General features: G+C 70.4%; 14 protein-coding genes and 1 tRNA gene. 14 read left to right on the forward strand and 1 reads right to left on the reverse strand.

Annotation, left to right across the window (positions count from 1 at the left end; all coding sequences use genetic code 11):
- The first annotated feature begins 47 nt into the window (after positions 1-47).
- The 12 genes from AAFX79_01245 to AAFX79_01300 all read left to right on the forward strand — a co-directional run bounded on the left by AAFX79_01245 (position 48) and on the right by AAFX79_01300 (position 18,288).
- On the forward strand, positions 48-1,934 hold the full coding sequence (locus AAFX79_01245; GenBank protein MEO1007174.1) for an ABC transporter ATP-binding protein: 1,887 nt from the start codon (positions 48-50) through the stop codon (positions 1,932-1,934).
- Positions 1,935-2,044: 110 nt separating this feature from the next.
- Positions 2,045-2,116, forward strand: a tRNA-Thr gene (locus AAFX79_01250).
- Positions 2,117-2,295: 179 nt separating this feature from the next.
- The gene (gene tuf, locus AAFX79_01255) at positions 2,296-3,498 is read left to right on the forward strand and encodes an elongation factor Tu (GenBank protein MEO1007175.1); all 1,203 of its coding nucleotides are present in this window, start codon (positions 2,296-2,298) and stop codon (positions 3,496-3,498) included.
- Positions 3,499-3,520: 22 nt separating this feature from the next.
- Positions 3,521-3,703: a 50S ribosomal protein L33 gene (gene rpmG, locus AAFX79_01260; GenBank protein ID MEO1007176.1), complete on the forward strand. Its 183-nt coding sequence runs from the start codon at positions 3,521-3,523 to the stop codon at positions 3,701-3,703.
- A gap of 444 nt (positions 3,704-4,147) precedes the next feature.
- Positions 4,148-5,347 (forward strand): FAD-binding oxidoreductase, encoded by a 1,200-nt coding sequence (locus AAFX79_01265; GenBank protein MEO1007177.1) that lies wholly within the window; start codon positions 4,148-4,150, stop codon positions 5,345-5,347.
- Between the two features lie 104 nt (positions 5,348-5,451).
- Positions 5,452-7,626, forward strand: a complete 2,175-nt coding sequence (locus tag AAFX79_01270; protein MEO1007178.1) for a GC-type dockerin domain-anchored protein — start codon at positions 5,452-5,454, stop codon at positions 7,624-7,626.
- Between the two features lie 149 nt (positions 7,627-7,775).
- Entirely contained in the window at positions 7,776-9,953 is a 2,178-nt protein-coding gene (locus tag AAFX79_01275; protein ID MEO1007179.1) for a GC-type dockerin domain-anchored protein, read from the forward strand.
- A gap of 54 nt (positions 9,954-10,007) precedes the next feature.
- Positions 10,008-10,691: an ATP-binding cassette domain-containing protein gene (locus AAFX79_01280; GenBank protein MEO1007180.1), complete on the forward strand. Its 684-nt coding sequence runs from the start codon at positions 10,008-10,010 to the stop codon at positions 10,689-10,691.
- A complete protein-coding gene (locus AAFX79_01285; protein ID MEO1007181.1) occupies positions 10,691-11,989 on the forward strand; it encodes an ABC transporter permease in 1,299 nt (432 codons plus the stop codon). Before AAFX79_01280 ends, AAFX79_01285 begins: the two co-directional genes overlap by 1 nt.
- Before the next feature lie 30 nt (positions 11,990-12,019).
- Positions 12,020-13,477, forward strand: coding sequence for a hypothetical protein (locus AAFX79_01290; protein MEO1007182.1), 1,458 nt, complete (start codon positions 12,020-12,022; stop codon positions 13,475-13,477).
- Positions 13,474-14,676: an efflux RND transporter periplasmic adaptor subunit gene (locus AAFX79_01295; GenBank protein ID MEO1007183.1), complete on the forward strand. Its 1,203-nt coding sequence runs from the start codon at positions 13,474-13,476 to the stop codon at positions 14,674-14,676. The genes AAFX79_01290 and AAFX79_01295 overlap by 4 nt, the downstream gene beginning before the upstream one ends.
- A 3-nt stretch (positions 14,677-14,679) precedes the next feature.
- The gene (locus tag AAFX79_01300; protein ID MEO1007184.1) at positions 14,680-18,288 is read left to right on the forward strand and encodes an efflux RND transporter permease subunit; all 3,609 of its coding nucleotides are present in this window, start codon (positions 14,680-14,682) and stop codon (positions 18,286-18,288) included.
- Between the two features lie 27 nt (positions 18,289-18,315).
- Here the strand turns inward: AAFX79_01300 and AAFX79_01305 are convergent, their stop codons facing one another.
- Positions 18,316-19,239: an NAD(+)/NADH kinase gene (locus tag AAFX79_01305; protein MEO1007185.1), complete on the reverse strand. Its 924-nt coding sequence runs from the start codon at positions 19,237-19,239 to the stop codon at positions 18,316-18,318.
- A 31-nt stretch (positions 19,240-19,270) separates the two neighbouring features.
- Here AAFX79_01305 and AAFX79_01310 point away from each other — a divergent pair, with 31 nt between their 5' ends.
- Both AAFX79_01310 and AAFX79_01315 read left to right on the forward strand, forming a co-directional pair.
- The gene (locus tag AAFX79_01310) at positions 19,271-19,639 is read left to right on the forward strand and encodes a hypothetical protein (GenBank protein ID MEO1007186.1); all 369 of its coding nucleotides are present in this window, start codon (positions 19,271-19,273) and stop codon (positions 19,637-19,639) included.
- A gap of 218 nt (positions 19,640-19,857) precedes the next feature.
- Positions 19,858-20,640, forward strand: coding sequence for a hypothetical protein (locus AAFX79_01315; GenBank protein ID MEO1007187.1), 783 nt, complete (start codon positions 19,858-19,860; stop codon positions 20,638-20,640).
- The last annotated feature ends 87 nt before the right edge of the window (positions 20,641-20,727 follow it).

The following is a 20,727-nucleotide window of genomic DNA, read 5'->3' on the forward strand; positions in this document are numbered from 1 at the left end:
ACGCTCCGGGTGGCGGCCCCGTGGGCGGGCCTCAATACTTCTGTTCTATGCCCGCGTTCTGGCGGCTCGCACGGCAGATGCTCGCGTTCCGCGGGCGAATCGCACTGGCGCTGCTCTGCGCCTTCTTCGCGGGCGGCAGCCTGGCGGTCGGGCTTCTGGGCTCGACGCCCATCATCGACGGCATCTTCAAGGAGCAGAAGCCGCTGCCAGAGGTGGCCCGGGCCATCAACGCCGAGGGCGGGCTGGCGCCCGGCGTCGAGATCCCCGCGTGGCTGATCGAGCGGCTGCCGGCGACGCCCTGGAATGGCATCGCCCTGCTGGTCAGCGTGCTGGCGATCATCGCCGTCGTGGGCGCGGTGTTCCAGTTCCTGCACATCTACCTCTCGCTCACGGTGGTGCACCAGACGGTGATGCGGGTGCGGCGGCGCGCGTTCCGCTCGCTGCTGTTCATGCCGCTGCTCAGCGTGCAGCAGGGCGGCGTGCCCGACGGGTCGGACCGCGAGAAGCCGCTGGGCAGCGCCGATGCCGTGAGCCGCCTCATCGCCGACGCCGAGCAGCTGTCGTATGGCCTAGAGGCGCTGCTGAGCAAGGCGGTCACGCAGATCACCAAGGGCGTGGGGGCGCTGGTGTTCGCCTTCGTGGTCAACTGGTGGCTGACGCTGATCGCGCTGCTGATCGGCCCGGCCGTCTTCGGCGTGATCCGCTACTTTGCCCGCCGCATCAAGAAGGCGGCCCGCCGTGCGATGGGTCACCGCTCCGAGATGCTCTCCATCGCGACCGAGGCCGCCCAGTCGCTGCGGGTGGTCAAAGCCTACACGGGCGAGCGCCGGGCCGCGGCGCGGTTCGGCGTGGCCAACCGCCGGGCGTACCGGCAGATGCTCAAGGCGCGCACGGCGCGGGCGCTGTCCAAGCCCCTGGTCGAGGTGCTCGGCGTGTTCATGCTGGGCTTCCTGGTGCTGGTGGCGTTCAAGGCCATCGACGATGGCCACATCGAGCCGGCCGACTTCGTGAAGGTGCTCGGTGGGCTTCTCGTCGCTGGAGCGGCCCTGAAGCCTCTGACGGGGCTGATCAACGACATCCAGATCTCGGCGGGCGCGGCCGAGCGGCTCGAGGCCCTCATCGATGCCGAGGCCGAGGCGGGCCACGAATCCGGGCTTGCACGGCTGCCCAGGCACGCGTCGTCGATCGCCTTCGAGGACGTCGCCGTGCGCTACCCGGGCGCGGCCGAGCCCGCGCTGCGGGGCGTCTCGCTCGAGATCCGCCACGGCGAGCGGGTGGCGATCGTCGGGCCCAACGGTTCGGGCAAGACCACCCTGCTCGGCCTGCTCTATCGCGTCTACGACCCGACCGACGGGACCGTCCGCATCGACGGGCACGATCTACGGGGGGTCTCGGTGCGGTCGCTGCGGCGGCAGATCGGGTTGGTCTCGCAAGAGACGGTGCTCTTCGAGGGCACCATCCGCGAGAACATCGCCTACGGCATGCCGTCGGCGGACGACGAAGAGATCGTCGACGCCCTCGAGAAGGCCCGGGCGATCGAGTTCGTCCGCGAGATGCCCGGCGGGCTGGACGCCGCGGTGGCCGAGCGGGGCGTGTCGCTCTCGGGGGGGCAGCGGCAGCGTCTGGCGATTGCGCGGGCCATCCTGCGGGATCCGAGCATCTTGATCCTCGACGAGGCCACCAGCATGGTCGATTCGGCCTCGGAGGCGGAGATCGGCCGGGCGATGGCCGGTTTTGCCCGCGGACGGACGACGATTGCGGTGGCGCACCGTCTAAGCACGGTGCGGGATGCCGATCGCATCGTCGTCATGGAGGCCGGCGGCATCGCGGACATCGGGCCGCACGGCGAGTTGCTCGCCCGATGCGAGCTGTACGCCGAGCTGGTTCGGACGCAGCTGGCCGACGACGGCGACGGAGCGGCCCGGGCCGGTTGACGCCCCGCGGAGCGGAGATACCATGTTGGCTCGCCGCTGGGCGGGGTTGGCTCGCCCTTGGGCGGGCCCTGGGCCGGCCTGCTGGGCCGGCCCGGCTCGTGCCTCGTGGTGCCGCTGTAGCTCAGTGGTAGAGCGCACCCTTGGTAAGGGTGAGGTCACGAGTTCAAGTCTCGTCAGCGGCTTTGTGCTCCAGGTCCGTCCAGGCCGACCCGGAGCGTGGTACGGGGATGGGGACCTACGCTTCCCCTCGCCCCAGCGGGCAACCACCGGCTCCGTTTGGATGCCGGCAGGACACGGGCTCTCGAACCGGCACGGTGCCGCGGAGCGGGCCGATGCGAAGGCAATGCGGAGGTAGAAGGCGATGGCGAAAGAGGTCTTCGAGCGGACCAAGCCGCACCTGAACGTCGGCACGATCGGCCACATCGACCACGGCAAGAGCACGCTGACGGCGGCGATGGCCGCGCGGTCGGCGACCAAGCGGGGCGGCAAGGCCAAGAGCTACGCCGAGATCACCAAGGGCGGCACCGTGCGTGACGCCAGCAAGACGGTGACCATCCACTCCAGCCACGTCGAGTACGAGACCGACAACCGGCACTACGCCCACGTCGACTGTCCGGGCCACGCCGACTACGTCAAGAACATGATCACCGGCGCCGCCCAGATGGACGGCGCCATCCTGGTCGTGGCGGCCGACTCGGGCCCGATGCCCCAGACCCGCGAGCACGTGCTGCTCGCTCGCCAGGTGGGCGTGCCCTACATCGTGGTGGCGCTCAACAAGGTCGACCTCGTCGACGACGAGGAGCTGCTCGAGCTGGTGGAGATGGAGGTCCGCGAACTGCTGAGCAAGTACGACTTCCCCGGCGACGACACGCCGGTCATCCACGTGCAGGCCAAGGCCGCCGTCGAGGCGCCCGACAACGACGACGCCAACAAGGGCGTCGACGAGTTGTTCGACGCGCTGGACAACTACATCCCCGAGCCGCCGCGCGAGGCCGACAAGCCGTTCCTGATGGCCGTCGAGGACGTGTTCTCGATCAAGGGCCGCGGCACGGTGTCGACAGGTCGCATCGAGCGCGGGGTGATCAAGGTCGGCGACGCCGCCGAGATCGTCGGCCTTCGGGAGGAGCCGCTGAGCACGACCATCACCGGCGTGGAGATGTTCAACAAGGAGATGCAGGAGGGCATGGCCGGCGACAACTGTGGCCTCTTGCTCCGCGGCATCGAGAAGAAAGACGTCCAGCGCGGGCAGGTCATCGTCAAGCCCGGCTCGATCAAGACCCACCGCAAGTTCAAGGGCGAGGTCTACGTACTGAGCAAGGAGGAGGGCGGCCGCCACACGCCGTTCTTCTCGGGCTACAAGCCGCAGTTCTACATGCGGACCACCGACGTCACGGGCTCGGTCAAGCTGCTGGGCGGCGCCGAGATGTGCATGCCGGGCGACAACGTCGAGTTCGAGGTGGACCTCGAGGGCAAGCCCGTCGCCATGGAGGCCGGCCTGCGGTTCGCCGTGCGTGAGGGCGGCCGCACCATCGGCTCGGGCGTCGTGACCGAGATCCTCGAGTAGGCACCACCCGGGAGGTCCAGCGATGGCCAAGAAGAAGGGCCAGGCCCGCGAGTACGTCTGGCTGCAGTGCACCGAGACGGGCGACCTGAACTATCGCACGTCGGTCAACGTCCGCGGCGGGCTGCCCGAGCGGATGAAGGACGGCATCCAGAAGTACTGCCCGCGGCTGCGCAAGCACACGACGCACAAGATCAAGCGCAAGTAGCCCGCGGACGCGTCGCCTGACGCACTAACTGCTCGTGATCGCCGAGGCCGAGACGCCTCGGCGTTTTTGTTTGGCTGTCCTTGGGCGGGGTGGGCCCTTCGCTTGCTGAGAAGGCCTTGCTCAAATGAGAATGCAGATTGAAAGCCGAATAGTGGTGCGGTAGACTCGCCGCATTCCCCGCGACCGCACCGAAGGAGCCCTTCCATGAATATCTGCCCCTCCTGCGCTTCCCACGCGTCGCAGTCTCCCGTCGCCTTCTGTGCTGACTGCGTCGCTGTCCATTCCACCGGATTCGCGCTCTCGCTCCCGATGCTGCTCGCGGGGGTGGGCGTTGGCCTCATGCTCTTCGCCGCCGCGCGGTTGTGGCGTTTCCGCCGGATGCCCCGGCTCGCGACCGCCTGATCGCGGCGGCCCCCGCCGGGCCCGCGTAGCGTCCGGCTCGACATGACCGTCAGCCTCTGGAACCGATCGCCCGCACCCCCCCCGCTCGACGCCGACCTGGCGATCATCGGCGGCGGAGTGTGCGGGCTTTCTGCTGCGCTGCACGCCCGCCGGCGGGGGCTGTCGGTGGTGGTGCTCGAGCGGCACGCGGCGGGTTCGGGGGCCAGCACCCGCAACGCGGGCTACCTGATGCGGGGCATGGCCGACAACTACGCGGCCGCCTGCGACGTGCTGGGCGATGCCCTTGCGCAGCAGGCCTGGCGGTGGACCGAGGAGAACCTCCGCGGGCTGCAGGCCGAGGGCGTGGCGTCTCTGCCGTCCTACCGCGCGACGCCCAGCTGCCTGCTGGCGCTCGATGACGACGAGGCGGCCCAGCTCCAGCGGTCGGCCGAGCTGCTGCAGCGGGACGGCTTCGGCGCGCTGCTGGTGGAGAGCGGTCCGGATAGCGCCTGGGCGAGCGGCGTGCCGCTGCTGGGGCTGGTGAATCCCGGCGACGCCACCGTGGACCCCGCGGAGCTGATCGCGATGCTGGCCGCGGGCCTGGGTGGCTCGGTGCTGCCGGGCCAGGAGGTCCACGAGATCGTGCCGGCTTCGCGCGGCGCCGCCGGCCGATGCATCGTGCGGACGGGCACGCTCGAGGTGCGTGCACCGCGGGTGCTGGCGTGCACGAATGCGTACGCCCGGCTGCTGCTGCCGCCGCTGGCGGGCCTGGTCGACCCCAGGCGGGGCCAGATGCTCGCGCTGGCGTGCGAGGGCGCGCGGCTGGACTACGCGTACTACGCCAACCACGGGCACGAGTACATCCGCCAGCTGCCCAGTGGCGTGATCATCGCCGGCGGATGCCGCGGCCAGTTCGCGGCCGAGGAGGTCGGCTACGAGGACGCCACGTCGCCGCGGGTGCAGGAGGCGATCGCGGCCTTCGCGCGGCTGCTGCTGGATCGCCCCATCCGGGTGCTGGCCCGCTGGGCGGGCACGATGGGCTTCTCGCCCGACGGCATGCCACTGGTGGGTCCGGTGAGCGAGGACGGCTCGGTGTGGTTCTGCGGCGGGTTCACGGGCCACGGCATGTCGCTGGGCTACCGGACCGCCGCCGGCGCGATCGCCGGCATGCTCGACGGCGAATCGGCCGACCCGCTCGCGACGGCCTTTGCGTTGCATCGCTGCCTGGCGCCGGGCGAGGCCCTGCCCGCGGCCGGTGGCTGAGCGGCAATTGCGGCATCGGAGCTGGTTTTGGGCTCGCGTGCGCGGGCGATCCGCGGTAGGCTGTGGTCATCGGTCCTGATGGTCGCAGGGGGAGGAGTCGTCGCATGCGCAGCTGGTTCTCGGGCGTTGGAGTCGTCGCTCTGGTCTGCTCGCTGGCGGAGCCCGCCGCGGCCTGCCCGGCGGACCTGGACGGCGATGGCACGCTGACCGTCTTCGACTTCCTGGCCTTCCAGAACCTCTTCGACGCGGGTGATCCGGCGGCGGACTTCGACGGCGATGGCGAGTTGACCATCTTCGACTTCCTGGCCTTCCAGAACGCCTTCGATGCCGGCTGCCCGAGCGGACCGATCGAGGCGGACCTGGTCGCCCGATCGCTGGCGGTCTTCCCGCACGCCGAGATCGTGGGCACGTTCGCGGCGGGGGACGCCGCGTTCGTCGCCGTCGATACCGACGCCTTCCCCGGCATCGCGGATCGCGACGTGGACCTGTTCGTGGTCGCGGCGCGATCGGCCGACGAATGGGCCGCCGACCCGATGCTGGCTGACGCGCGGGTGTCGGGATCGCAGGTCGTCCGCTTCCCGGGCGGCGCATTCGTGGACAACGTGCTGGCGATCGCCGGTGCGCCGCTGCTCACGCCGCCGTCCACCGAGGCGGCCGTCGCGCTGGGGTACGACTTGGTGCTGGATGTGGACCGCGACGGGACGCTGTCCGACGGCGATCTCGTCGACGGCGCCGGCGACGCCACGGGCTTCTGGTACGCCAAGGACCTGGTGCGGCCCGGGCCGTTCGCGACGGCGCCGGCCCTGGACTACGCGGTCAGCTGGCCCGGGCTGCCCGCGTCGCGGGTGCGGGAGCGGCTGGTGTATCCCGACGAGCCGAGCCTGACCGGCATGCCGGTGGTCATCATCGCGCACGGCAACGGGCACGACTACCGCTGGTACGACTTCGTGCAGCAGCACCTCGCATCGCACGGCTACGTCGTGATGAGCCACCAGGACGACACCATCCCGGGCATCGAGGCCGCCAGCGATTCCATCCTCCGGCACGCCGACGCCTTCCTGGGCGGCTACGCGGGCTTCGCGCCCGAGCTCGCCGGCCGGGTCGATACGAGCCGGGTGTTCTGGATCGGCCACAGCCGCGGGGGCGAGGGCGTCGTGCGGGCGACGAGCAAGATCGTCGACGGCGTGTACACCCCGACGAACTACACGCTCGACGACATCCGTATTACGTGCAGCATCGCGCCGACGGTCTGGCGGGGCACGCTGAGCCAGATCCACGGGCAGAACTACCACCTGCTCTTCGGGGCGGCGGACGGCGACGTGTGCGGCTGTCCGCACCGCGATGACCGCCAGAGCTACCAGCTCTACGAGCGGGGCACGGGCACCAAGCAGGTCACCTACGTGCACGGGGCCGACCACAACGACTTCAACTGCTGCGGCTTCGACGACTTCACCGGCCCGCCGGCGACGGAGATCGGCCGGGCCGAGGCCCAGCGGATCGCCAACGCAACCTGGCTGGCGCTGGCCGAGCGGTACCTCAAGGACCAGAGCTGGGCAGACGAGTTCCTGTGGCGGAGCCAGAAGTCGCTGCAGTCGCCATCGATCGGCCAGGCGTCGACGATCATCCGCGAGCAGGATCCCGGGCCGGCGGGCGGCGGGCTGGTCATCGACGACTACCAGAGCCAGCCGGCGACGACCGTCGCGAGCTCGGGCGCCGCCGTGAGCTTCACGGTGGCGGGTCTCACCGAGGGCCGCCTCGAGGACAACGACTCGGCGTTCACCGCCACGAGCAGCGATCCCATGAACGGCATGACGCGGGCGAGTGCGTCGGCGTCGGACGTCTCGGCGGGCGTGGTCTTCGAGTGGGACGGTGCCGACGCGGCCTACGCGTTCGCATTGCCCGCGGGCCTGCGCGACCTGTCGGACTTCGGTTCGCTGTCGATGCGGGCGGCGCAGGCGACGCGGGACCCCCTGACTACCGCGAGCCCGGCGCCCCTGTCCTTCTCGGTGACGCTCGTCGATGGCAACGGCGTCGGAAGCACCGTGTCGACGGCGGCCTATGGCAGCGCCATCCGCGATCCCTACGCCCGCACGGGCTTCGGATCGGGCGCCGGCTGGCAGAACGAGTTCGAGACCATCCGCCTCCGGCTGGTCGATTTCACCCGCGATGGGCGGGCCATCGACCTCGCGGACGTCGCCGAGATCCGGCTGGAGTTCGGGCCCTCGTTCGGCAGCACGGGCGGGCGGATCGGGCTCGACGACGTCCGCCTGCTGCCGTGAGCCCGCGGGAGCGACAACGCGGCAACGCGGCGGGTGGTTCGGGCTTATGAGAAGGAGCGGGGGGCGCCGCCGCCCGTGACGGCATTCGGTATTTGTCTCCAAGTTTGGAATCTGACCGCAAGAGAGATCGAGAGACGCGAGGAGATCCCATGCAACGCATCCGAGCACACACCCTGGCCGCCGCGGCCGGCCTTGTCATCGCCGCGCCCGCGCTGGCGCAGGACTGCCCGGCCGATCTGGACGGCGACGGCGAGCTGACCGTCTTCGACTTCCTGGAGTTCCAGAACCTGTTCGGCGCGGGCGATCCCCGCGCCGACTTCGACGGCAGCGGCGACCTGGACATCTTCGACTTCCTGGCCTTCCAGAACGCCTTCAACGACGGCTGCCCGGAGGATCCGATCGCCCTCGAGCTGGCCAGCGTCGATCTGCCCGGCTTTCCGTTCGCGACCTTCCCGCGGACGTTCGACACCGGCGAGGCGCTCTTCGTGTCGCTCGATCCCGAAGCCGTCGACATCCCCGGCGGGTTCGTGGACGTCTACATCGTCGAAGACAAGACCGCGGCCGAATGGGCCAGCGATCCGAGCCTGGCCGACGCCCGCGGCTTCCCGCAGGCCGGCAGCTTCGGCGGCGGTGCGTCGACGGCGGACAACCAGCTCGCCCAGGGCGGCGTCGCGTTGCTCGACGCCGACGCGGGCGAGAGCATCGGCGTGCCCTACGACGTCGTGATCGACGTCGACCGCGATGGTGCGCTCGGCGACGGCGACTTCATCGACGGCCTCGACGGCGTGGGCTTCTGGCTGTTCAAGGACCTGACCACCGCCGGCCCCGTCGCGACCACCCGCGTGAACACGTACACCGCGAGCTTCCCGGGCATCCCCTCCAGCCGCGACCAGCAGCGGCTGACCTACCCGACGGACATCGCCAGCAGGGACAACGTGCCGGTGGTCATCATCAGCCACGGCAACGGTCAGCAGTACGTCTGGTACGACTACATGCACGACCACTTCGCCAGCCACGGCTGGGTGGTGATGAGCCACGAGAACGACACGGTGCCGGGCATCGAGACCGCCAGCAGCACCACGCTGCGGCACACCGACTACTTCTTCGGCAACCTGGACACCATCGCCGGCGGCGCGCTGGATGGCCGTCTCGACCAGTCCCGCACGGTGTGGATCGGCCACAGCCGCGGCGGCGAGGGCGTGGTCCGCGCCTACGACCGCATCGTTACGGGCAGCTACAACCCGACCAACTACGACCTGGACGACATCCTCGTCGTGTCGAGCATCGCGCCCACCGATTTCGGCGTGCGGGCGCTGCCGGGCGATGTCAACTACCACTTCATCTACGGCTCGTCGGACGGAGACGTCCGCGGCCGTCCGGGCGGCGGCAGCAAGCCCTTCGCGATCTACGAGCGGGGCACGGGCAACAAGCAGGTGACCTACATCCAGGGGGCCGACCACAACGACTTCAATTGCTGCGGCTTCAACGATTTCCAGGGTCCCCCGGCGACGCAGATCGGCCGCGCCGAGGTCCAGCAGGTCGCGAAGATCGACTGGCTGGCGACCATCCAGCACTACGTGCGGGACAACGAGCCGGCTCTGGACATCTTCGAGCGGCAGTGGGAGAGCATGGCGCTCCCGGGCGTCCGCGAGTCCACCGTCGTCGACAACGAGTACCAGCCGGTGACGGCCGCGACCCGGCTGGTGATCGACGACTTCCAGACGCAGCCGTCGACCACGCGGGCGAGCTCCGGCGCCGACGTCAGCTTCACGGTGTCCAACCTCGTTGAGGCCCAGATGCGGGACGTCGACGGCTCGCTCACCTGGTCGCCCTCGGACCCCATGAACGGCATGACCCGCGTGCGGCCGAGCTCCCCCGATAACCCCCGGGGCGTGGTGTTTGATTGGTCGGTGGGTTCGCCGGCCAGCATCACCTACGGCCTCGTGGGCGGGCAGGTGGACGTCAGCGGCTTCGAGTCGCTGGCCTTCCGCGCCTGCCAGGGCACCCGCCATCCCGAGACCGTGGCCGAGCTGGGCGACCTGAGCTTCACCGTCACGCTCGTGGACGCCTCGGGCACCAGCAGCTCGATCGACTTCGGCGTGTACGGCGGCGGCGTCGAGGAGCCCTACCAGCGGACGGGCGAGGGCAGCGGCGCGGGCTGGGCCAACGAGTTCGAGACCATCGTGCTGCCCCTGGCCGACTTCCTCCGCGATGGATCGGGGCTGGACCTCACCGAGATCGCCACCATCCGCTTCGAGTTCGGGGCGGCCTTCGGCTCGGCGCGCGGCCGGGTGGCGATGGACGACATCGAGTTCCGGGGCAATTAGCGCCGCAGGGGCGACGGGCTCGGACACGGTGCGCGTCCGCGTATCATCGTGGCGATGCCCGCGGCCCTGGCCATCCACGATCTCAGCTTCCGCTACGACCGGTCGGCGTCCGACGCGCCGCCGGTCGTTCGCGTTGGGGCCTTCGAGCTGGCGGCGGGCGAGCACGCCCTGCTGCGGGGCGCGTCGGGGCTGGGCAAGACGACGCTGCTGCAGCTGATCGCCGGCCTGCTCGAGCCCACGCTCGGCACCGTCGAGATTGCGGGCCGGGATATCCACGGGCTGCGGGGCGCCACCCGGGACCGCTTCCGCGGCCGGCACGTCGGCATGGTGTTCCAGACCTTCAACTTGCTGCACGGCTTCACCGCGCGGGAGAACGTGCTGGCGGCGCTCATGTTCGGCGATCTGTCCGCACGCGAGCACGATGGTCGAGCCGACGAGCTCCTCGGCCGGCTGGGCATCGAGCGCGGCGACGCGCTGCCCGAGACGCTGAGTGTCGGCCAGCAGCAGCGGGTCGCGGTGGCGCGGGCGATCGCGGCCCGACCCACGCTCGTGCTGGCCGACGAGCCGACCGCGAGCCTGGACCCCGAGAACGCGGGCGTAGCCATGGAGTTGCTCCGCTCGACCTGCGAGGCTGAGGGCGCCTCGCTGCTGTGCGTCAGCCACGACCCCGAGGCCGCTCGCTGGTTCGAGCGCGTCGAGGACTTGCGGGACCTCGCCGGCCGATCGGAGGCGGCCTGATGCCGCTGTCCGATGGCCGCGTGGTGGCGCGGAGCCTGCTGGGCCGGCGGTTCTCGTCGATCACCACGGTGCTGACCGTCTCGATCGCGGTGGCGCTCTTGCTGACCATCCTGAGCATGCGGGATGCGGCCAAGCAGACGCTCCAGCGGGGCGCGGGCAACATGCACCTCGTCGTGTCGGCCGAGCCCTCGCCGCTGGTGTCGGTGCTCAACGGGCTGTTCCACGCCGGCACGCCGAGCCAGGTGCTGACCTGGGTGCAGGTGCAGCAGCTCCAGCGGGACCCGAGGCTGGCCTACGCCATCCCCATCCAGCAGGGCGACAGCTACGCGGACTATCCCGTCACCGCGGTGCCGGCGGAGTTCTTCGAGAAGTTCAGCCCGGATGCGGGCTTCGATCCCGATGCCCCCGATGCCGGTCGGCGGTGGGGCCTATCGCAGGGTCGTGGCATCGCGGATCGCTTCGAGGTCGTGCTGGGCGATCGGGTGGCGCGGGAGACCGGGCTGGACCTGGGCGACACCATCGTGCTGACCTGCGGCCTGGCGGGCGCGGGCTTCGTGCACGGCGACTTCGAGTACGAGGTCGTCGGCGTGCTCGAGCCCAGCGGCACCTCGCACGACCGCGTGGTCTTCGCGGATCTCGTTTCCGGCTGGATCATCCATGCGCACGATCGGCTGCAGCGGCAGAACCCCGGTGAGACCATCGAGCTGACCGAGGAGTCGCTCACGACGGCCGACCGCCTGGTGACGGGCGTGTACGTCCGCGGCGTGGTGCGGCCCGGCCGCCAGGCGTCGGCGGCGATCGCGGAGCTGGCGGCGGAGCTCCGCCGCAACCCGACGATCACCGTGGCGTCGCCGTCGGCTGAGATCGACGCGCTCTTTCGCATCGTCAGCCGCGTGGACCAGGTGCTGCTGGCGATGGCCGCCGCGGTACTGGTCGCCGGCGCGGTCTCGATCATGCTCGCGCTCTACTCGGCCACCGAGCAGCGACGTCGTGAGATCGCCACCTTCCGGGTGCTGGGCGCCAGCGGCGGACGGATCGTGCGATGGGTGCTGGCCGAGGCCGTGCTGCTCGGGTGCGCGGGTGTCGTGCTGGGCGTCGTGCTCAGCCTCGCGGGCGGCTGGGCGGTGGCCGCGGCGCTCAAGGCCCAGCTCGGGCTCGTGGTCGACCCCACGGTTTCCCCGGCCGCGATCGGGTGGATCGGCATCGCGGCCGTCCTGCTGGCCGCGCTCGCGGGGATCGCGCCGGCGCTGCTCGCGTATCGGACCAGCGTGGCGATGAATCTGCGTCCGCTGGGCTAGCCTTGGTGCATCATGGAAGGAAGCGATGGCATGCAACGCGAGGCGCGATCCCGGCTCTCGCCGGCGGTGTTGATCTCTGGTGTCCTGGGAACGTGCGTGGTCGTTGTGGCGGCGGTCGCGGTCGTCGCGGCCACGGCCGGCGGCTCGCGCAGCGACGCGGCGACGGCCGCCACCGGGGCGTCCGCGACGGCGGAGCGTCCCCGCGCGCGGCTGTCCGATCTGGAGCCCAAGCCCGAGGCGGACGCGATCCACACCCGCATGCGGCAGATCGCGGCGCAGGCCGAATCCCCGCTCGAGGTGATGGCGCCGCTGTACGAGCCCGCCATCGTCACCGTAGAGCTGCAGCAGGCCGGCGAGGACCACGAGCAGGCCAGCAGCGCGGTGACCGGCTTCTTCATCGGCCCGGGCAAGGTCGCCGCGCCCCGGTCGGCGGTCTTCGGCTCGAATGCCGCCACGATCGTGTACAACGGCGGCCAGCGGTTCCCCGTCAATCGCGTGATCTTCGAGGACGAGACCACCGACCTGGTGCTGCTGTCCGTGCAGGTGCCCTCCGAGCTGCTCCGCGGCTTGCGGGTCGCGCCGCTCGAGCCCTTCCCGGGCCGCAAGCTGCTCGTGCTGGGCGCCGCGGAGGATCCCGGGGCCGAGACGCCGACGCATCCCAACGCGGTGCTCGAGGTACAACGCGTCCGCGTGAACGAGAAGGGCATCGACATCGTGCCGGCCGAGCCGCTGCCCGAGTGGTCGCTGGGCGCGCCCGCGATCGACGAAGACGGCAGGCTCGCCGGGTTCGTATCCCGCGGCGGCGACGGCTCGACACGGATCGCGGGGGCCGAGGTGCTCGTGCGGAAGGACCCGCTGCCGGGGCTGACGCTCGCGGCGTGGTCGGCGGGCACGAGCGTGGCGTCCACCAAGCCGCCGCCGGAGAGCGAGGACCTGTGGGCCGAGATCCGCAACCTGCCGCGGCCGGCGGGCTTCGGGCCGGCGCCCGAGGAGTTCGCCGGGTACCGCATCCGTCCGGCGAAGATCGATCGGACCGGCGACGGCCTGCGGATCGACGACCGATTCACCGTCACCGGCTCGGGCACCGCGGACGATCCCTACATCGTGCCGTGGGACCTCTTCGTGTCGGCCAACGAGACCTTCAACCCGTCGCGCGGCAAGCTCGTGCTGCCCGAGCGGGTCACCATGTTCGATGGCACGTGGGTGCAGTTGCAGGGCAACCTCGCGATCCCCTTCGCGGAGCGGCAGGTCACCGAGGTGCTGCTGATGCAGCATCCCTGGGACGGCTGCTGCCTGGGCGTGCCGCCCTCGCCCTACGACGCCGTCGAGGTCGCGCTGGCCGCGCCCATCCTGACCCGGCCGCAGTACGGACTGGTCACGGGTACGCTCGACGTCGACCCATTCGTGCGCGGCGAGTGGCTCTTCGGCATGTACGTGCTGGATGGGGCGAAGCTGTCGATGCCCGTCGATGAGGAGGCCGACCGTTGAGGTGCCGTGCTGCATTGCTCGCTCTCGTCGCGTTGATCGCGGCCGGCCCCGCGATTGCGCAGGGCCCGCCCGCCACGGTCCGCGTGGATCTCGCCCGGATGGAGCCGCTCGAGACCTGGCGGCAGTCGACCGGCGAGATCCGCGCCATCCGCCGCAGCGTGCTGGCTTCCGAGGAGGAGGGCCTGGTCATCGAGATCATGGTCCGCGAGGGCGACGCGGTCCGGGCGGGTGAGGTCATCGCGGCCCTGGACGACACCCGCGCGGCGCTCTCGCTCCGGCGGGCCGAGGCGGCGGTCGCCACGTCGCGGGCGGTCATCGCCGAGCGGCGGGCGCTCGTCGAGAACGCCACCCGCGATCTCGACCGCACGCGGCGGAGCTACGAGAGCGGCGGCGGCAACCTCCGCGAGATCGACAACGCCGAGACCGCGCTGGCAACCGCCAACGCTCGGCTGGCGGCGGCCGAGGCCACGCTTGCGCTCGACGAGGCCGAGGTCGCCCTGGCGGCGCAGCGGGTCTCCGACATGAAGATTGTCGCGCCCTTCGCGGGCCGGGTCGTGTCGAAGCGGGCCGAGGCGGGCCAGTGGGTCGCCCAGGGCGACGCCGTGGCCGAGATCGTCGCCCTCGACGTGGTCGAGGCCTGGATCGATGTGCCCGAGCGGCTGATCGATCGCCTGGCGGGGGAGGGCGGCCAGGTCCGCGTGCGGGTGCCCGCCCTTGATCGCGAGGTCGCGTCGCGGTCCTTTGTGATCGTCCCCGATGCAGACCCGCGGTCCCGGCTATTCCCGGTCCGCATCCGCATGGAGAACGCCGGCGAGCGGCTGCGTCCGGGCATGGGCGTCGTCGGACTCACGCCCACGGGCGTCACCGAGCCTACGACGACGGTGCACAAGGACGCGATGCTCCGCGACGACGCGGGCGAGTTCGTGTTCTTCGCCGTGCCGGGCGAGGATGGAGGCCACATCGGCGTGCCCGCTCGCGTGACCCGCCTGTTCAGCGCGGGCGACCGAGTGGCGGTCCGCGGCGGTGCGCTCCCGCCCGGCGCGATGGTCGTCGTCGAGGGCAACGAGCGGATGTTCCCAACCCAGCCGCTGCAGATCCTCAACCTGAGCAACCCAACGATCGGCGCGCCGCCCGAAGGTGGGGCACCCGACGGGGGCGTGGCCGACCGGGGCGAGCCCGCAGCGGCCGGGGGCGCCTAGTCCATGGATCTCGTCCGCCTTGCCATCCAGCGTCCCGTCGGCGTCGTGGTCGGCGTCATCCTCGTGGTCATGTTCGGCCTGATCGGCGTCCGCGAGATCCCCATCCAGCTCACGCCGACGGTCGACCGGCCCGTCATCACGGTCACGACGAACTGGCCCGGCCGCAGCCCGCAGGAGATCGTTGACGAGATCACCAAGGAGCAGGAGGAGCGGCTCAAGAACGTGGCCGATCTCAAGTCGATGCGCTCGCTCAGCAGCGAGGGGTCGGCGGTCATCACGCTGGAGTACTTCATCGGCACGGACGTCGATCGTGCGCTCCAGGAGGTGTCCGACGCGCTCCGCCAGGTGCCGGAGTACCCCGAAGAGGTCGACGAGCCCATCGTCACCGACTCCACGGGCGCCGCCGAGAACGCGATCGCCTGGATCATCCTCGACATCGATCCCGACCGGCTCGACGAGTTCGCCGACTTCGACATCACGACGCTCTTCGACCCTGTCGACCGCGAGATCCGCCCGTTCCTGGAGCGCGTCGGCGGCGTTGCGGAGGTGAACGTCTACGGCGGCCGCGAGCGCGAGGTCCGCGTGCTGCTCGACCCCTACGCCATGGCGCAGCGGGGCGTCAACCACGTGGACGTGCTCGGCGCACTGCGGGGCGAGAACCGCAACGTGTCGGCGGGCACGATCGCCGAGGGCAAGCGGGACTACCGCGTTCGTGTCGTGGGCCAGTTCACCCAGAGCGAGCAGGTGCTCGACACCATCGTGGCCTCGCCCGACGGCAAGCCGGTGTACGTCCGCGACATCGGTACGCTGGAGGTTGGCCACGAGAAGTCGCGCGGCTTCGTGCGGTCCCTCGGGCAGCCGTGCCTGGCGATCAACGCCCTGCGGCAGACCGGCGCCAACGTGGTGGAGGTCATGGATGGCCTGCGGGCGGAACTCGACAGCGTCCGGGCCGACGTGCTGCCCAACCTGCATCCCGAGGTCGGGCCCGCGCTGCGGCTTCGGCAGGTCTACGACGAGACGACCTACATCGATTCGGCGATCTCGCTGGTGCTGCAGAACCTGTGGATCGGCGGCATCATCGCGGGCGTCGTGCTGCTGATCTTCCTGCGATCCGTGCCCGCGACGCTCGTCATCGCGCTGGCGATCCCGATCTCGGTGATCGGCACCTTCCTGGTGCTGCTGGGGCTGGGGCGGACGCTCAACGTCGTGTCGCTGGCGGGGCTGGCTTTCGCCGTAGGCATGGTGGTCGACAACGCCATCGTCGTGCTCGAGAACATCGACCGCCACCGCAATTCGGGCGAGCCGCCGGCGCAGGCGGCCTACAACGGCGCACGGGAGGTCTGGGGCGCCATCATCGCGTCGACGCTCACGACCGTGGCGGTCTTCATCCCGGTGCTGACGATCCAGGAGGAGGCCGGCCAGCTGTTCCGCGACATCTCGCTGGCCATCGTGGGGGCGGTCCTGTTGTCGCTGATCGTGTCGATCACCGTGATCCCATCGGCCTGCGCGAGCTGGCTGGGCACCCGGCGGGAGCCGACGAACCCGGCCGTCCGCGTCGCTCGGAGCCTGGGCGGCCTGGCGACGCTCGCCGGCGCCTTCGCGCAGGGCGTGGGCGTAGCGGCCCGCTGGCTCATGGGCTCGTGGCGGGGCTGGACGCTGCGGCCGCTGGTGATCCTGCTGCTGACCGCGGCCAGCCTGCTGCTCGCCCGGAGCCTCGCGCCGCCGCTGGACTACCTGCCCGCGGGCAACCGCAACCTCGTGTTCGGCGGGCTGCTGCTGCCGCCGGGAATGTCCGTCGAGGCGCGGACGGAGCTGGCCGAGCGGATGGAGTCGGTGGTGGGGCCCTACACCACCCAAGAACTCGGCGACGTCGCGCGGGTCGCCGAACTGCCCCAGATCGATCGCGGCGGCGAGTTCGATGCCGAAACCGGCGAGTTCCGCCCGATCCCGCCGTTCGAGCCGGTGCCCGTCGAGAACTTCTTCATTGGCGCCTTCGGCGGCGGCATGTTCGCCGGCGCGACGAGCGCCGAGGAGCAGGTGGTCATCCCCGTTGGGCAGCTGCTGTCCAATTCGATGACGGGGCTGAACTCCGACATCTTCGGCGGCGCGAGCCAGTCGAGCCTCTTCGGCCGCGGCATCGGCGGCGGCGGCACCGTCGACATCGAGATCTCGGGGCCCAACCTCGACAAGGTCAAGGGCGTCGCCTTCCAGGTGTTCATGCAGGCGGCCGGCCAGTACGGCTACGACCGCGTGCGGCCCAACCCGGCCAATTTCACGATCGAGCAGCCCGAGATCCGCGCCGAGATCAACGAGGTCGGCCGCGATCTGGGTCTGACGACCGAGGGCATCGGCACCGCCGTCCGCGGCCTGTTCGACGGCGTCTTCGTGGGCGACTACCAGCTCAACGGCGAGCCGGTGGATCTGGTGCTGCTGCCCTTCGGCGGGCGGCTGGCCTACGTCGAGCAGATGCTCAGCGTGCCCATCGCGACGCCCGCGGGTCCGGTGGTGCCCGTCGACAGCGTCGTCGACATCGTCCGCGGCACCGCGCCCCAGGAGATCAGCCGCGTCGAGGAGCTGCCCAGCGTCTCGGTGCAGGTGCGGCCGCCCGAGGACCTGCCGCTGGGCGAGCTGATCGCGGCGCTCCAGGGCGAGATCATCCAGCCGCTCCGCGACAGCGGCCAGATCGACTCGACAATGCGCGTTCGATTGGAGGGCACGGCAGCCCAGCTCGACGAGGTGCAGGCCGCGCTCTTCGGGGCCCGCGATGAGGGCGGCGACACCAACGCGACGGTGCTCGGCGGCGGCCTGCTCGTCTGGATCGCCGGCATGGCGGCGTCGCTATGCACCGTTGTCATCTCGATGCGGCGTGGGCGGCCCTGGCTGCTCTACGGCAGCGCGGGCCTACTGGTGCTCGGCGGGCTCCTCCTCGCGATGTCCTGGGGCCTCGCCTCCCAGCCGCAGCTGCTGACCGCACGCTTCGTGTGGGCCCTGGCCGTCGTGTACCTACTGATGTGCGCTCTCTTCGAGAGCTTCCTGTATCCACTGGTGATCATGTTCACCGTGCCGCTCGCGATCGTCGGCGGCTTTGCGGCTCTCAAGCTCGTCCACGATCGAAGCGTGGCCGACCCCACGATCGCGCCCCAGAACCTCGACGTGCTGACCATCCTGGGCTTCGTGATCCTGATCGGCATCGTGGTCAACAACGCGATCCTGATCGTGCACCAGGCACTCAACTTCATGGGCAAGGCCGGCCGCAGCGGTTCGCCCGAGGACATCGCCCTGGCGCACGACGCCATCGCCCGCGCCACGACCAGCCGCGTGCGGCCGATCTTCATGGGCACGCTCACCAGCGTGGGTGGCATGATGCCGCTGGTGCTCTTCCCCGGAGCGGGCTCCGAGATGTACCGAGGGCTTGGCTCGGTGGTCGTCGGCGGGCTGCTGGTCTCGACGATCTTCACGCTGGTGCTCACGCCGCTGCTGTTCAGCCTCGCCCTGGACATGCAGGCGGCCGCGCGGCGGGCGTTCACTCGGCTGGACGCCGCGCCCGCCGACCGCGCCGCACGTGCTCCATCGCCCGTGGCTGCGCCAGCCACCGAGCCGCAGCCGGCGTGAGTGCTCGATGCGAGCCAGCAGTCCGGTTCAGCCCGAGCCCGGCCGCTCGGCCCATCGCATCTTGGAGATCAGCCGCTCCCAGTAGCCCATATCCGGGTTGACGACGAGCCGCAGAGGACGCCCGGCAACGCGGACGCGGACGACGTCACCCGGCTCGAGCGGCTCGACCCGCTGCCCGTCGAGCACCGCCGACGTCCCGAGGCCGTCGTTCTCGTTGATGCGCTCGGCGCCGATGCTGATCGTGCTGGCCGCGGGCACCACGATGGGCCGGAAGCTCAGCGAGTGGGCCGCGATGGGCGTCATGACCATCGCCGGCAGCGTGGGTTCGAGGATCGGCCCGCCCGCAGCGGCGTTGTAGGCGGTGCTGCCCGTGGGCGTGGACACGATCAGGCCGTCGCCCGCCACGCGTGGGCCGGGCTGCCCGTCGATCTCGACCCGCAGGTCGATCATGCGGAAGGGCGCCCCGTTGCAGATCGCCACGTCATTCAGCACCGTGGCCCGCAGGGCGGCCTCGCCGTTGCGGACGATCTCGACCTCGAGTGCGGCCACATCGCGGAGCGGCATCGTCTCGCTGAGCACCCGCGGCGCATGGCGGAGGAACCCATCCAGGTCGAACTCTGCAAGAAAGCCGAGCTTGCCGAAGTTCACGCCGAGCAGGGCCGCGCCCGTCTCGACCGCCCGCGATCCCAGCCCGAGCAGCGTGCCGTCGCCGCCGAGCACGATGGCCAGGTCGGCACGCGGCGCACCACCGACGCCACCGAGCGACGCGCCGTCATCGAGCGTGTCGTAGCGGCCTAGCAGCTCGGCGTGGGATTCGATGGCCTCCCGCACGACCGGGGCGGCATCCACCGCGTCGGGCTTGCCGGCGTTGACCACCAACGCCACGCGGAGGCGACGTCCGTCGAGGCGCTCCGCGTCGGTATCGGCGGGCTGGGTGGTCTGCGGGGCCATCGTCCATGGTATCGGCCGGTACCATCGGGCCATGCACCGACCGGGCAGCAACCCGCTGGACATGCAGCCGCAGGACTTCGTGTGCGACTTTACGGGCCGCACCTGGGACGGCACGTTCCCGCTGGTCGAGGGGCACCAGGGCAGCCTGATCTGCGGCGACGCACTCGCGGTGGCGTATACCGAGGTGGTGCTGCACGGCCAGTCGAGCATGCCCCAGGGTGCGACCTGCACGATGTGCCTAGAGGTCCGCGAGGAGCCGGGCTGGCAGAGCCCGGTGCCCGTAGGCGACCGCGACACGGGGGCGGTGATCTGCCGTCGCTGCATCCGCCAGAGCGCCACGCGGCTGCACAAGGACGCGGACTGGACCTGGACGAAGCCCGAATCCGCCGGGAAAAGTTGACGCGAACAATACCCTATTCTAGTGGGGCACGGGCGGACGCATCTTTCCTAGCTTGAACTGTGTATTGTCCTATAATAACCAATCTGACAGGCTCTCATAGATTCTCTCGCCATTTGGCAGGTACACGCTTGCCCTAATGTCGGCTGGCGGTATTCTTCGCCCACTCGCGCCTATTGAGGCGCGGCTTGCGTTCTCGGAGCAGAGAGAGGAAATCAAAGATGAAGACGCGCCTCATTGCCGTGGCGGTGCTTGCCGCAGCGGGCACCGCGGTCGCCCAGCCGAAGGAGTACACCTTCAACTGGAACTTCGGCGACACCAGCCATAACGACCGCGGCGGCCGCATCGACTCGATCACCAGCACCTACAACGAGAAGACCGAGCGGTTCACGTGGGACGTGACGTTCAGCGACCAGATCACCGACGGCTACACGCTCGTCGTGAGCCCGGGCGACAACCCCAAGGGCATCACGGGCGAGCTGGCGATGATCTACCTCGACGCGTCCGAGTTCGTCGACGGCGGCTCGGGTGACATCGTCACCAGCGTCTACGGCTACAACGGCCAGAACGGGGCCACAAGCCACATCGACGGCGACGCCTCCACTCCCGGCACGCAGACTCCCGGCCGCATCCAGACGTCGATCTACGACAGCTTCGTCAACGGCGTCTCGGTCGTCGACAACGTCGACGGCAGCCGCACCTTCTCGCTGGATATTGACGCGAGCGTCATCCAGGACGCGTTCCCGCCGCCCCCCGGTGGCGACTGGACGGGCGTGGCCTTCGGTGAGGAGATCGGCGTCTGGTTCCACCCGTTCAAGAACCTGGACACGACCTACTTCGGCGCGGGTGATGCCGGCGACGGCTTCCTGAACACTTGGTCGGGCAGGGACGGCTGGCTGGACCTGCGCGATCAGGGCACGTCCTTTGTCATCGTGCCGCTGCCGACCTCCGCGGCCCTCGCCGCCGTCGGCCTCGGCATCGTGGGCCTGCGTCGCCGCCGCTAGTCACCAGATCTTCCGTTCCGGCGAACGCAACGAACGCCCCCGCCAGCTGGTGGGGGCGTTTTGCGTAGTGCGCTCTCGGGCCGCCCG

It is taken from the genome of Planctomycetota bacterium (assembly GCA_039819165.1).
In the GTDB taxonomy this organism is placed as follows: domain Bacteria; phylum Planctomycetota; class Phycisphaerae; order Phycisphaerales; family UBA1924; genus JAHCJI01.

What these genes read in the sequence shown, in the direction of transcription:
- AAFX79_01245 (MEO1007174.1), top strand. Translation starts at nt 48, where the DNA reads ATGCCCGCGTTCTGGCGGCTCGCACGGCAGATGCTCGCGTTCCGCGGG.
- tuf (MEO1007175.1), top strand. Translation starts at nt 2,296, where the DNA reads ATGGCGAAAGAGGTCTTCGAGCGGACCAAGCCGCACCTGAACGTCGGC.
- rpmG (MEO1007176.1), top strand. Translation starts at nt 3,521, where the DNA reads ATGGCCAAGAAGAAGGGCCAGGCCCGCGAGTACGTCTGGCTGCAGTGC.
- AAFX79_01265 (MEO1007177.1), top strand. Translation starts at nt 4,148, where the DNA reads ATGACCGTCAGCCTCTGGAACCGATCGCCCGCACCCCCCCCGCTCGAC.
- AAFX79_01270 (MEO1007178.1), top strand. Translation starts at nt 5,452, where the DNA reads ATGCGCAGCTGGTTCTCGGGCGTTGGAGTCGTCGCTCTGGTCTGCTCG.
- AAFX79_01275 (MEO1007179.1), top strand. Translation starts at nt 7,776, where the DNA reads ATGCAACGCATCCGAGCACACACCCTGGCCGCCGCGGCCGGCCTTGTC.
- AAFX79_01280 (MEO1007180.1), top strand. Translation starts at nt 10,008, where the DNA reads ATGCCCGCGGCCCTGGCCATCCACGATCTCAGCTTCCGCTACGACCGG.
- AAFX79_01285 (MEO1007181.1), top strand. Translation starts at nt 10,691, where the DNA reads ATGCCGCTGTCCGATGGCCGCGTGGTGGCGCGGAGCCTGCTGGGCCGG.
- AAFX79_01290 (MEO1007182.1), top strand. Translation starts at nt 12,020, where the DNA reads ATGCAACGCGAGGCGCGATCCCGGCTCTCGCCGGCGGTGTTGATCTCT.
- AAFX79_01300 (MEO1007184.1), top strand. Translation starts at nt 14,680, where the DNA reads ATGGATCTCGTCCGCCTTGCCATCCAGCGTCCCGTCGGCGTCGTGGTC.
- AAFX79_01305 (MEO1007185.1), bottom strand. Translation starts at nt 19,239, where the DNA reads ATGGCCCCGCAGACCACCCAGCCCGCCGATACCGACGCGGAGCGCCTC.
- AAFX79_01310 (MEO1007186.1), top strand. Translation starts at nt 19,271, where the DNA reads ATGCACCGACCGGGCAGCAACCCGCTGGACATGCAGCCGCAGGACTTC.
- AAFX79_01315 (MEO1007187.1), top strand. Translation starts at nt 19,858, where the DNA reads ATGAAGACGCGCCTCATTGCCGTGGCGGTGCTTGCCGCAGCGGGCACC.